At 35.9% G+C, this 16,058-nt stretch carries 1 protein-coding gene; it reads right to left on the minus strand.

Annotated elements, in window-relative coordinates:
* Positions 1-70: 70 nt before the first annotated feature.
* Entirely contained in the window at positions 71-16,015 is a 15,945-nt protein-coding gene (locus D7I45_RS05800; protein WP_120784768.1) for a DUF5776 domain-containing protein, read from the minus strand.
* Positions 16,016-16,058 lie beyond the last annotated feature (43 nt).

Consider the following 16,058-nt stretch of genomic DNA (forward strand, 5'->3'; position numbering starts at 1 on the left):
AAAATATATAAACTTATGTATATAAAAAGCAACAACCTATCAAAAATCAATAGGTTGTTGCCTTTTTTGACTAGTTTCTAGTCATTTTTACGTAAGTCTTATTAGAAGTTACATATTTATATCTACCAACATAGAAGCGAGTTAATCCATGGTATCTAACAATTCTTCTGACTTTAAATATTTGTCCACGTTTTATTCTTCTAACAACGTTTTGTTTACTGAATTTTTCTGATCTATGAATTAATACACCTGCTGGTTTAATTACACGGAATTTCTTGAAGTTATGCTTATAGTAGGCATTTCTTACATAATGCCAATTAGCAGTAACTAACAATCCATTCTTTAACACATATCTAGGAGTACCATGCTTAGTAAATTTAACACCAATTACACGGAATACTGTTGAATTATAGCGTTTAGTATATGCAAACTTCTTAACTCTAGAATTACGATTGTATTTAACACTGTTATGAGTGTAGATAGTTCTAATGTTGTAAATATATCTTGGAATACGACGTCTGAATGTACGTTCGTAAGATTTTACATAAGCACGAACATAAGCTGCAGAATGACGAGCTCTTAGGTGTCTAATAATGTGGCGACCAGTTATAGCACGTTTATGCCCAGCCTTACGACCCTCTTGACTCAATCTAAGAAGTTCTGCTTTCATACCTTGTTCATATGCATAAATAAACATACGATTCTTACCTTCTAAATTACGTTTTATACGTTTAGAATGGTGTTTTGCATCAGATATACCAAGTTTATATCCATCAAAACCATCAATGAATGCTTGATCCTTATTAGATAACATATGATATACATTATCTTTAATGGAAGAACTTGCTGCATTCATTCCTGCCAAGCCATCTATAGCAATCTGGTATCCATTATTATAGTATCTATTACCATTAGACTTCTTAGCTTTACCATTTAATCCATCATTAAAGCCATCTGTTACATCTTGATATGCCTTATCATAATGTTGTTTTGCCCCTAATGTTGTGAAGTCCATTTGCTTCTTATTAGCAACAAAATCATTTAAAACTTGTCCATTGTATGAATTTTGACCAAGTTTGTAACCATTATGGAAAGATATATCAAAGAACATATTATCCTTATCAGGTTGATCAATCCCACTATTAGCTCCTCTATCAAATCCACTTAAGGTACCTTCATAGACAGCTTTATAAACATCTTTGTTTAATCCATCTGGTACCATAATAGAATCCGCATCAGCAGGTAATGATTTTCCATTATCTATATCACGTAAAGCATCAGTAATGGCTTGTTTTGCTGTATTATATGCATTCACGTACTCTGAATTTTGAGAAGCTTGATTATGGTTACTAATAGCGTCCTGAACTGCATGAATTAGATTAATAGCTTTATCGTATCCAATCTTTTGAGTATCAGATAAGTTGCTACCATCTAGTTTATTAGCAATAACTGCTTGATATGCATTAAATGATGAATTTTGAGCTTGTGATTTCCAATCATTCATATTTTGTGCATCATTAGCCTTATCATCATATGCCAATTCAGCGCCTCGTTTAGCTGCATCCATAGCAGATTTATAAGCACGATTATAGGCAGCTACAAATACTGGAGATTGATTATTCATATCAGATGTCTTATTTAAGATTGCGGCTTGATAACCATCTCTAGCACCATGATGGGCAAATTGTTGATTTTGACTTTCATTTGTATTAACAATTGGATTATTAGCATCATTGTACCCTTTAGAGCCATCATAATTACCTTCATCATAAGCTTGTTGTTGCAATGACGTTAACGAATTTCGGTTAATTGCTGGTTGAGATTTATTTGCATCAATGGCACCAGATTGTCGTATCTTGTCAAATTCATTAGCGCTATCATTTCTAATCTCATCATAAATAAGATTACCTGCATATTTATCACTAACTACATGATTAAAACCATCTAGAACAGCTTGTGAAGCCACTTTTTCGGCTGAAGCTCCATCATTTGCAATACTCTTATTTTGATTTGCATAACGAATACCTTGGTAAGCATCATTATATGCTTTTACTCCTGCTTTGTAGCTATCACTTTGGCCATCTGTATTGAAATTACCTTTTTTAGCAGCTTCGTATCCTTTTTGTGATTCATCGTATGATTTTTGAGCAATCTTGGCGTCGGAATCACTACCTTCTGGACGTTTTTCACCAGCAACAAATGCTTTTGAGCCTTTTTGGGTATTATCATCAGCATCTTGAGTTGCTGATGCATAAGCTAATTGATATACCAATGGTTTAGTAGAAAGATCTCTCTTATTATCATTTAATATATCTTGTTTACCATCAAAGGCGGCAGTGTTTCCTTGTTTAGTTGCGTCTGAAGCATCCTCAGCAGCATGTTGATTACTTTGTGCTAAGTCGTAACCCTTCTTAGCCTCTTGACCAGCTTGGTAAGCAGCAGCTACGTCAGCATTTGCTGGCTTACTATCACCATGGTATCCGGCTCTAATTGCTTGATCAGCATCAGATTTACCTAATTGAGCAACTGCGTTGCTATCAACTGGAGTACCTGCGGTTTCCGCTGCAACAGCCTTAGCATATACATCGTGTAATTGACCAATAGCTTTAGCATATACTGCGCTTAATGTTGGGTTAGCAGCAATATCTTGATCAGCTGAAGTGGCATTAAACTCGTGCTTAAGAGCGCTAGCCTTGGCAGCATTAATTGCCTTATCAACATTAGCATCGTCAGTTGCTGGCTTGTTATCATGAATTACATTTTGAATGCCTTGTTCAGCAGCCTTACCTAACTGGTTAGCAGTGCTTTCAGCCTTATTAGCTGATTTGTACGAATCGTCACCATTCATTCCAGCATTAAAGGCCTTAGTTGCGTCATCGAATCCAGCTTGGATTGCATCCTTATCAGCTTGACCTAAGTCAGCATCAATCGATGGCTTACCTGCGGTTAGGGCTTGAGCACCAGCATTGTATTCAGGTTGTAAACGAGCAACTGCATCGTGGTATGCCTTAGTGTATGCAATGTTCTTGTCTGCAGCTTGTGCTGGATTATCGCGGTTGGTCTTCAATGCCTTAACAGCATCAGCATATCCTTGGGTTGCTTTATTGAATGAATCCGTATCAGTGGCTGTTTCCTTAGCATTTGCCTTTTGAGCATTCTCTTCAGCGGCTTGAATTGCCTTGGCAGCATTTACACCGGCGGTGTAAGCAGGGTTGCCAGGTTCATTAGCTTTGCCAGCTAATTGATCTGTCATACCTTGTTTAGCATCATCGTAACCAGCTTGTGCTGCTTTAGCAGCTGCGTCATCACCAGTTGAACGAGAGTTACCTTGTAAGTAATCTTTAATTCCTTGTTCATTGTCGTCACTAGCTAATTTGTGAACTTGGGCGTATACGTCATCCTTGGCAAGTGCATTATCACCAGTGTGGTTAGAAGAATTACTGTTACCAGCTATGGCTTCGTCAAAGGCTTGTTTTGCAGTGTCGCCTAAATCAGAACCATCTGAAGTTGAATTCTTCTTGAAAGCATCTACTACTTTATCAGCATTAGTCTTTGCAGATTGACCTGCAATAAATGATGAATCCTTCGGATTGCCGTTCTTAGTATCATTCTTGTAACCATTTAGATATTGGTCATGAGCATGCTTAGCAAGAACATCATGAGCAGAAGTCCCATCAGCAATTTGGGCCTTGTTCTTAGCAGCATTCTGTCCATCAACAATTGCCTTTTGTGCATCTTCACTAGCTTTATGGTAGGCAGCTTTGTAAACATCGGACTTACCATCTAATGAAGTCTTAGTGTTATTCAATGCATCGTTATATGCGTCTCTAAATCCATCACTAGCTTGAGTGTATCCATAATGACTAGCTTTCGAATCAACACTTGGTTTATCTAGCCCCTTATCAAAGTCACTAACACCTTGTTCAATTTCATGACTAGATCTATCCTTTCCATCTTTATAAGCATTAATAAAGTATGGTGATTTCTTATTTAAATCAGTAGCATCTGATGTTGGTTTCATAGCATCATCATAACCAGCCTGTTCACCATTTTGTGCTTGATTATAAGCGTAGTTAAAAGCATCTTGATAGGTACGACTCTTACTACTCAAATCCTTTGGTTTATCTGTAGATTTTTTACCAGCAGCTAATCCTAATTGAGCAGCTTCGAATGCATCTTTTTCACTGTCACTAGCATCACTTGGAAGTTTGCCATTATTAATTGCGCTATCTACACCATTTTGGTAATCTTGATAAGCTTTCAAGCCGGCAAGATATGCTTCACTCTTATTAGACTTATCTGGTTTACCAGATTTGGCATCTTCATAAGCTTGCTTGGCATCTTCATATCCATTCTGTGCACCATCATAACCTTCATCCTCTTTGGATCCAGTAATTGTACTACTATCAGGTTTATCTTTTCCGTCAATAAATGCTTTAATACCATTTTCAACAGCATGCTTCATTTTATTAACTGCCTTTTGGTAAGCTGATTTATAAACATCGGTTTGGCCAGATAATTCTTTATCAGATTTTGTTTGATTATTACTTACATCTGAAAAACCGGCCTTAGCACCATCGAAAGCTTGTTTACTATAACTAGAACCATCATCATTTTGTTCTTTTTTATTAGCCTTAGCATAGCCATCTTGACCAGCTTGCTTACCTGCATCATAACTATCTTGTTGTAATGCATTTAACTTATTACGATCGGTAGTTGGTTGATCACTATTGGCATCAACGGCTCCGGCTTGTTGTTGAGCAGCGTCATCTGCTTTCGCAGCCTTATAAATATCATTATAAATCATATTGTTTGGATGAGCATTTGGTTGATGCTTGAAACCATCAATTTCTGCTTGCGCTGCTAATTTTTCTGCTGGTGTTCCATCTTCAGGAACGCTCTTATGTGCTTGCGCATACGCGATTCCCTTTTGGGAATCGGCATAGGCTTTAGTCCCTGCTTGATATGATGAATCAGGATTAGTATTGTCAATTCTACCAGCCTTGGCATCTTCATAACCTTTTTGTGCTTGATCATAAGCTGCTTGTTGTACCTTAGCTGCAGCATCATCACCACTAGGACGTGCTTCACCATTTTCAAAGGCAGCAGCCCCTCTATCTGTTAAGGAACTAGCGTCACCAGTTGCAGCATCATAAGCTAATTGATAAGTTAATGGCTTATTACTGTTATCAACAGTCTTTCCATGATTTTGTAATGCATCAAAGGCGGCAGTGTTACCTTGTTTAGTTGCGTCTGAAGCATCCTCAGCAGCATGTTGATTACTTTGTGCTAAGTCGTAACCCTTCTTAGCCTCTTGACCAGCTTGGTAAGCGGCAGCTACGTCAGCATTTGCTGGCTTACTATCACCATGGTATCCGGCTCTAATTGCTTGATCAGCATCAGATTTACCTAATTGAGCAACTACGTTGCTATCAACTGGAGTACCTGCGGTTTCCGCTACAACAGCCTTAGCATATACATCGTGTAATTGACCAATAGCCTTAGCATATACTGCGCTTAATGTTGGATTAGCAGCAATATCTTGATCAGCTGAAGTGGCATTAAACTCGTGCTTAAGAGCGCTAGCCTTGGCAGCATTAATTGCCTTATCAACATTAGCATCGTCAGTTGCTGGCTTGTTATCATGAATTACATTTTGAATGCCTTGTTCAGCAGCCTTACCTAACTGGTTAGCAGTGCTTTCAGCCTTATTAGCTGATTTGTACGAATCGTCACCATTCATTCCAGCATTAAAGGCCTTAGTTGCGTCATCGAATCCAGCTTGGATTGCATCCTTATCAGCTTGACCTAAGTCAGCATCAATCGATGGCTTACCTGCGGTTAGGGCTTGAGCACCAGCATTGTATTCAGGTTGTAAACGAGCAACTGCATCGTGGTATGCCTTAGTGTATGCAATATTCTTGTCTGCAGCTTGTGCTGGATTATCGCGGTTGGTCTTCAATGCCTTAACAGCATCAGCATATCCTTGGGTTGCCTTATTGAATGAATCCGTATCAGTGGCTGTTTCCTTAGCATTTGCCTTTTGAGCATTCTCTTCAGCAGCTTGTACAGCCTTAGATGAGTTATAACCTTTCATATAATCTGCATCATTTGGCTTAGCTGGTTTAGTATTATTTTGTGAACCATCACTAAATCCAGATTGAGCATTGTCATAACCCATAGCTTGAGCTTGAGATACGGGGTCACTTTTATCAGCTTTATTACCACCATCTACAAATGTTGAAGCACCATCAATACGAGCTTGATTACCCATATCAACACCGGCTGCATATGCATCAGAATCCATACGTGGATTATCATTTACAGCATTCTTACTATCACTATTACCATTCTTAGCATCATTGATACCATTAATTAATGCTTTTTCAGCTTCGTTAGTTAATGGATCATTATTAGAAGTTTCACCTGCAGAAACATTTTGTTTTGCATGTTCTAGTGCAGAGGATTGATTTTCACCAGCTTGGTAAGAAGCATCTTTATTATCAGAACCTTTACCTTCGTAACCATCTTTAGCTTGGTTGAAACCATATTGGTTAGCAGCTGTATTACCTGATGGTTGAGCTTGATTATTCTTATAATCTTGTACACCTGCAGCAATTTCGGATTTAGCTTTATCATTACCAGATTGGTAAGCTTTTCCAAACAAGGACGTTTGTTTATTTAAATCAGTAGCTTGACTTGATGGCTTCATAGCATCATTGTATCCAGCTTGAACACCGTTTTTAGCTTCATTATAAGCTTTGTTATATGCATCACGGTATGGCTTACTAAACTTAGATAAATCAGCTTTTGGTGAACCGTTCTTTCCGGCATTAAATCCGTCATTAGCCCCATTATAACCATCTTGCTCATTTTTATCATTTCCTGGGTTCTTGCCATTTTCTAAATCAGATAGCCCAGAATTCCCTTGAGTAGCAGCATTGAAACCAATCATAAATGAAGGATTATTCTTTTGATCAGAAGTTAAGTCATTAAACTTAGTACCGTTTTCAGCAATATCATATCCTTTTTGAGCATCATCATAACCGTTTTCCATAGCAGCTGCTATGCCTTGATTACCTTCAGGCCTATCTTCTCCATCTATAAATTTATTAGCACCTTTTTCATGTGCATTTTTAGCATCTATTAATGCATCTTTATATGCAGTTTGTTGAACTAGAGGCATAGCATTGATTTCATCATCTGACTTAGAAGTTCCATTAGCAAAATCTTGAAGTGCTTGTTTAACACTAGCATTAGCTTGTTTATAAACTGGATCAGAATTATTAGAATCAGTAGAGCCCTTTAATCCATCATTGTAAGCTTTTTCATAGTTATCTTTAGCATCAATACCCGCTTGTTGACCAACGTTAGGATTACTAATTGGAGCAGCACCACTTACAATGACACTCTTCAATCCAGCCATGTAATCGTCATAACCTTGTTTGGCATTCTTATCAGTTGGTTCTGTAGTATTTAATGTCTTAGCAATATTAACACCAGAATTATAACTTTCCTTATAAGATTGAATAGCCTTACTGTATGCATAACCTGCAACTTCTGATAAGCCAGATGGAATCTGACTACCATTGACTGAAGGATTTTCTGAAACAGCTTTTTGTGCTTGATTTAATCCTTTATCAACCTCAAATTTAATAGGATCAGGAATACTTTCAATTGGTTGTCCTTTAATTTCTTGATCAATCGCATTTTTAGTAGATTGTGCTAATTTCATTCCTTGTCCTACAGTTGAAGTTATATTTGCCGGAAGATTACCAGTGAACTCACTATCAAACCCAGATTTAACATCGTTAAATCCATTATTTGCTAATGTTTGTAAACTACTATTTTTATACGTTTGCTTAGCAGTATTTTGCGCAAACATATTTGTTAATGCTTGGTTAGCACCATTTTGATAAGCATTTTTACCATCGGTACTTGCTTGATTATAAGCAGTAATATAAGCAGGTGTATTAGCAGCTGGAGTCCCGCTTCCATTAATAACGCTGTTTACACCATCAATATAACCTTGAGATGCACTATCATAACTTGGCTTATCATCTGCTTTAGAATCGTCAGAGGTACCAGACTTTTGGTCGGAAATAGCTTGTGCTACCGATTTACCCTGTTTGTAACCATTATTGTAATAATCATTATCAGGTTTAGCATTTGTTGCATTATTTAAACCAGCATTAAATCCATCTGTAGCATTTTGCTTATTAATAGCATCCTGACTAGCATCACTCTTAGCAGCAGTTTTACCTTCATTGTAACCATTATTGTATGCAATATTATTAGGTTTACTATTATCTCTATTATTATATCCATCATCATAACCTTGTTTGGCATCATCGTAAACGCCTTTATCAGATGCATTACCATCATAGGGCTTACCAGACTTTTGATCAGAAATGGCTTTATTAACAGATTGTCCAGCATCATAGCCTTTGTTATAACCTATATCTTGAGTATTTTCTTTTGGTTTTTGTTGAGACCCATCATCAAAACCTTTAATAGATCTATCATATGCCTTGTCATGAACTTGACTTTGCAAATCCTTGCCGCCAACTTTACCTTTACCATTCAAGTAATCGTTAGCACCTTGAGAAGCACTTTGCTTAGCATCTGATAACGCATCATTATACGCATCATTATAAATTTGCGCTAAATTAGGATTACTTACTACTGGTTGAGCTGTAGGATTACCATTTAATACATTATTTACAGCATCATTATATGCCTTGGAAGCAACAGATTGAATCTCATTACTTGTTGAAGCATTAGTCTTTGCAGCTTGTTCACCAGCTACAAGGTCTTTAGCCATTTGAACACCTGCTAGATAACTTGGGTTTTTATTCCCTTGATCAACTTTACCAGCTTTTTGGTCACCATAACCTTTTTTAGCTTGTGTATAACCATCAACCACAGCATCTTGTTGCATAGTACCATCAGAGGTTGGAGTCTCAGATTGTGTTACAAATAATTTTTGACCACGTTTTACTGCACTTTGAGCTATGTTCTGTGCATTATTATATGCATCTTCATATGCATTATTCTTGGTTACATTCTTACCATCTGATGGTTTATTGGTATCACTTGGGTTTTGAACTGCATAATATGCATCTTTGACACCATAATAAGCATTTTTACCATCATCTGACAAACCGTTATCAGAAGACTTGTTTGATTCAGCTTGTTTTATACCATCGGCGGCACTTGAACCTTGAACATAACCCACATGATATGGTTTTTCTTGGGATGCAGGCGATTTTTTACTCTTCCCATCAATGTAACCATGGATAGCATTTAGGACACCATTTGCATAATTAGAATCTGTTGATTCAGTATTTTGATCAAGCAATCCATTGGTATAGTCATCTGCACCTCGCTGAATACGACCTGCTTGATTCCCTTGATCATATGAAGCTGTATAAACAAGACGATTATCAGATTGCTTATTCTTAGTTGTGGCAATTGTATTTGCATGCCCATCGGTATAACCATCTACTGTTGCTTGGTAAGCTGTATTATATGCATCGACATTAGTACCACTTGGTGCTTGCTTATTAGCATCATTTCCTTTAGCCAAATCACCTAGTGCATTTATAACAGCTTTTTCTTGACTATAAGCATAGTTATATGCTGGATCATTAGAAGTACTTGTTTTGCCATCTTTAGCATCATTTAACCCATTCAATGATGGAGTATATCCAGGCATAGATGATGCATTCTCAGTATCATTGTTGTATATAGCCTTCTGAACAGCTGCTTTGTATCCTTGTTGTCCTTGTAGTCCAAGATTGTATCCATCTTGTCCTAAAATATTATTTGGATATCCAACACCAGAGATTCCAGAATTGTATCCTTTTATATTAGCTTTATAAGCGTTGTTGTACAATACCTTATCAGCAACTGTATCAATACTACTATCATCGGCATTTTTGCCTGTAGACATGTCACTATATGCTTGCTTAATAGAATTATTAGCCATATCAACTGCTTTATTATAAGCATCCATATAAGTTTGTGAATGAGTACCATCAGCAGGATAATGAGAAATATCTCCGTGATTGTTTACACTATTAATAGCATCAGCTGCTCCATTATAAGTATCGGAACTATTTAGCGAACTTACTGGCAAGTTTTCACTTTCAGCTTTATCAAAGTCTTGATTAGACTTATTAGCAGCATTGTAACCAGCCATATAATTTAGATTATTTGGTTGAGCAGGAGTATTCTTACCGGACTTACCATCTTTATATCCATCATTCATTGAACTGTATACACTTGATGATAATTGCTTAATTACATTACTTGAATCAAATGGATTTGGTTTCCCTTTCTCTACAGCTTGTAATGCTTGAGACTTAATTGCTTCTACATTATCTTTAGCGTCAATTAATCCTTCTTGGTATGCATCTTTCCAAACCCGATTGTCATTGCTTGGTTTTGAATTATTAGTAATGCCTAAGCTATCTGAATATGCAGCTTTGTATGCATCACTAGCATCATCAGAAATATTACCTGTCTTAGTAGGAATTCCATTTTTATCGGCATTAATACCCAAGTTCAAATTACTTCGATCTGCTTTACCACTATTGTAAGCCTTAGAATTTTCATCACCTTTAAAACTACTGTTATAACCATCATTATACTCACTGATAGATAATTGAGTAATTGTATTACTATCACTAGCATTAGCATCTTTTTGTGCTTTTGTAATACCATTATCGTATTTTTGGTTTGCACTATTTAAGTATTGAACAACGATATCGTTATACAAATTACCTTGTTTATTCTCTTTATTTTGATAACTAATACCTTTTAAGCCAGCAACTGTCGCATTAAATACATCATTAGTTACAGAAACAATGCGATCAGAAGAATCACTAGAATTATTAATATCTTGTTCATCTTTGGCTAATTGATCAGTAATTTTAGAAGCATTATTGTAACCATTTACATATGCATTCTTAGAATCACCAGAATAGTTAGATGAATTGTTTGCTTGTTTTGCAAAAGCATCTTTGAATCCTTGTTCAGTTGCATCAAACGCACTAAAGTAATTTTTAGTGTATTCAGGTGACTTACCATTTAATTGGGTCACCGTAGTAGGACGAGTAATGTTATTGAAGAAATCATTTCCACCATCGATGAAACCTTGTTGGTTAGCTTTATTTAAGGCATCTTTTCTTTCGTCATCAATACCATTATTATAACCAGCTACATAAGGTTTAGCATCAGATTTTGTAGGTTTTGGATTTTCTTGAGTCTTAGCATCATTATATCCATCAGTGTGCCCTTGTTCAGCTTGTTGATAACCTTTCTTGTAATCGGCATCAGAGGCTTTAGGTTGCTTGTATTTTACATAATCGTTACCACCAGCTACTTGGCGACCTTGTGCATATGCAGAATCATAAGAGTCTTGATAAGTTTTGGTCCTATCATCAGTATCTCTATGGAGATATTGTCCATCATTGGAACCATCTTTATAACCATCAACTCCACCCTTGTATCCTTTCTTGTAGGCATCTGCACTAGATACATTTGAAGGTATATTACCGGGAGCATTAGAAGCTTTAGCATTATTAATTACAGCTGAGATACCATCAGAAGTTCCTTTTTGGGCTGAATCAGTAGCATCTTCATATCCTTTCTTAAATGCAGATTCAGCAGAAGTATTTTTATAACCATTTGGAATATTGGAACCTTTATCTTGATTAAATGCATTCATACCTACTGTATAAGCAACTTTTTCATAAGCTACTTTTTGCAAAGTATTCAATTTTGCGTCAGATTGGCCGTTTAAAGCAGCATAAGCACCATACTTAAGATCTCGGTAAGCAGTTAAATTTCCTTTATAATTGTCCGTGTTTATTTGACTAGGAGAACTAGATCTAGAATCTGCCGAATTATTACCATTCTGTAAAGCTTTAGCAATCCCTTTTTGAGCCGCATCGTTACCTTCTTTTGCATAAACCAAACTATTCATATGATTATTTGTCGTAGTAGGTAAACTATTATATATAGCTCCGTTAATAATAGATTGTGCATAATTGAAGCCAGCTTCTTCGGCTTTGTTAACTTGACCATCAGGATTATCATCCTGAGCACCAACACTCATAGCATTACGATAACCGTCAGAAGCATAGTTATACGAAGTTAAAGGTCCTTGATTATTGGCAATCTTAGCCTTCTGATTTTGATTTCCATTACGAACATCTTGTATAAAAGCAATAACACCTTGAGCATCTGAAACAGCTTGTAAAGCTGCACCAGCATCTTTTTTACCTGTTACTCCATTTAACATGTGGGTAGGTAAATTAAATGAATTCTTTAAGTCATTAAATCCTAAGTTAGGGTTTTCCAACGCTGTATTATAAGCACTTTCATAATCGTTATGTGCTTTAGCATAATTTTCATTCTTAGATGCTTCTTCACTAACTCTATTCCCTTGAGCATCTTGTAAACCAGCTTGGTATGCAGCCTCATTATATCCCTTCACAAAGGCACTTGGATTATCAGTTTGCTTATATGCATCCAACTGGGTAATATCTTGATTTGCCGTAGCATTATCATATGCATTAAATCCTGCTTGAACAGCACTATAAGCAGCTTGATAATCACTATTAGTCTTAGTATTAAAAGGTTCAGCATTCTTATTTACGCTGGTACCAGACACACTATCAGCTAATGCATCATCTGTACCTTGGTTAACGTTTCCTAATTGGCCATTAGCAACTGGCATGGTACTTACTAGCTTAACTTTACCATTTCCCGCATCATCATATCCTTCAATATTTGTGGAATATGAATCAGAACCAACAATGGAATTAACTGAGTTAATACCATAGTGTAATCTCATTCCAACATATTGTGGATTGACAACCATACCTTTTGGAATTGTGTAAGTGATTGGAATAATTCCACCATCATAATTTTTTGTGTCTACTTTAGAAGCATATTTATTTGGATCTGCTTTAGAAAATTCATTAGAATAATTGCCACCAGTAACATTTTGTAATTTAGTATAGTCAGTAGAATTATTTCCATAAGCAATTCCAACATAAATAGGTTGTCCATTCACTTGCTTATAATTTGATAATCTAGCATATCCAGTTAATACAGTATCCCCATTAGAATTAGTTGTTCTAGTTACGGGCCCTGCAAAACTAACAGTAGGAACATCAGAAAGTTCTAACGTATTACCTGTAACTTGACCATCGGTTATTCTATTACCGTCAACATCAATTCCTGTATATCTAGTTGAACCAGATATCAAATCAAAGCTATATAAGTACTTCGTTTGATTGCCATATTTAACAGCTACAGTATAAGCCTTAATATCACCACCGGTTCCACCAGCATTACTACCAGAAGTAGTTTGAAATTGTCTTATTTGATCAGGTTTTATAAATATTGCATGATTATTACCAACTGAATTAATGTTTACAGACCCATAGTATGGGACAAAGTTACCCTTTGAGTTGGTAAAACCTACTTTTAAGTTACCTCTTGAGCCAACATTAAAGGATCCTGCTGTATTAGTTATTAATCCATAGTAGGTACCTCCCCCATTAACTCTTCCTGGGACCTTGTCCATCAAAGCTTGTAACACACCACCATTGATGACGCTTACTTTAATTCCTGAATTTTGTAAATTAATAGGTTGATTATATCCACCTGAATCACCATTACTACCTTCAAAGTTTAATGTACCACCATTAACATTAATTGTGATAGCGTTTCCAGAACCAACACCACCACCTAATATTCCTTGGCCTTGTCCAGCAATAATGTTTAATGTTGCATTCTTATTAATATTTAATTGTGCACCATTATTATTCATAACAATTCCATAGTTACCACTATTGTAGTTACTGTTACCATTTTGTCCTCGAGGAATTAATGTCATTTTAGAATTTTCACCTAAAGTAACATTACCACTAACTGCAATGTTAGTTCCTCCAACTGCATATGAAGTATTACCAAAATAATGTGAGTTAGGTTCTAGAATAAAATTATTAACTTCTAGATTTTCTTGATTTCCTCCACCTTCAATAGGAACGTTGCTTTGAAATGGAGAATTGTAATTAGTGCTTGAAGTTGGAACTAATACATTAACGTTACCACTAAAGTAAGTATCATTAGAAGTAGAACTTAACAATTGAGGACCCACATAATTTATGTTTGCAAAATGAAATGCAGCTCCAGATTGAGCACGAAATGGGCCATAGAAATTAGCACCATAGAGTCCTTGGAAATTTTGTAAATATACATCTAAATTGTTGTTTCTACTATTAACTGTATAATTACTACCATGAAAATCCATCATGTGGTTTTGTCCATCTATAGTTATTGAAGAAAATTGAGTAGTTATAGTCCCATTGTTTTCACCATTTGTAGCACCACTCAAATCAACATCGTTCGCTAATCTAACGGTAGTAATGTTACCTGCAGTATTACCATTAACACCACCTGTATTTGTTGATGCTGTCATAATAGATGACCATTGATTTCCATTTTGTACATAAACAGTTCCATTTGCTGCTTGATTTACTACATCATTAAATCCTTGATTATAAGCTTGAACACCGGTATTCACTTTAGGAACAGAATTATTTCCGTTGTAACTGTTGTTAGTAAAATACCTATTCATAGCATCTCTAGCACCACGATATGCTTGATCGTATAGATTGCTTGTATCATTTTTTGTAGAATTTAAATAGTAATCTTTTGTTTTACCATTGCTACCTGGATAAACACCTTGCCATTTACCACTTTCAGCATCTGCCATACCTTGTTGTGTAAGGACATAATTTACCGCTTGATTAAATGCTTTTTCTAATCCTACGGCACCAGCATCAGTGTAAAGCTTGCGTTCATTGGCGATATCTGAAGTGCTAGATGAAGGAATACTAATTGCTTGATTAGCACTATTCGATTTTACTGATAAATTATTCGCATTATTAATTCTACTATCCATAGTTGTGGAGTATTTAGTAACAGAATTGGTTGCATCAGTAGGATTATCAGCTCCACCTTGATTAGTATCATCACTAGTTCCATAATTCAAAGGTGTTCCATCTGTTGGATTCTTTTGCATAGAACTAGATGAACTAGATGTGCTTGCATTCTTATCAACATTGTCATCACCCTTGGTTGTATCCTTAGGCTTAAATCCTTTACTACCCGTTTGAGCATTGGCACTATCACTTTTAAAGTCACCTAATTTAGTAACTGTATTACCATAATAATTATAGTCTTGAGTACCAGAACCGATTCCCTTAGTTGACTTATTATAAGAATTCATAGTTGCAATTGCGCCATCATAGGCAGAATTGTAATAATTAGCGGCTTGTCCACTTAGCTTTTTAGATTGATTGCCTTTTCCTTTGTAGGCATCCATGTAACCTTGTTGAATTTGTTCACTATAATGAGCTGTTTCATCATTTTTGTTTGGGTTGGTGATAACACTCCCATCACTTGTGGTAATAGTACTGTTTTGTGCATTTTCACCCAAACGATATGATAATCCATCATCTTGTTGATGGTTATTATCTTTATCGTGTTGTCCACTATTTGAACTAGATAATTGCCCATTGTTTTGACTGCTGTCTTGTCTTTGATCGTTATTATCAGATGGTTTAGAACTATTGGAACTATTTTGATTTTCTTTCTCTGATTGTTTTGCGTTAGTATTACCATCTTGTTGGTCATTATTGTTATTGATTGGCGAATTATTAGCTACTTTTGTGTCTGATGACTTAGTAGAATCATTATCATCTTGCTTATCTTGATTAACTTTTTGTGATTTATTATCACTATTATCTGAATTTTGAGTTTCAGCTGGAGCATTTTCTGCGGCTTTGGCAGATGTAGTATTAACCATGCCAAATGCGGATGCTCCTAAGAAAGCTAAAGTAGCAATAGATACTACTACCCATTGCTTTTTTACTTTCTTCATTATTTTTTTATCATTTATTTTATTAAATTGTTGTTTATTATATTGCACTTCGCTTCGCTCTCCTTAAATTAAAGTACATATACGTTTTTAC

Origin of the sequence: Apilactobacillus bombintestini, assembly GCF_003627035.1 — a bacterium.
Classification (GTDB): domain Bacteria; phylum Bacillota; class Bacilli; order Lactobacillales; family Lactobacillaceae; genus Apilactobacillus; species Apilactobacillus bombintestini.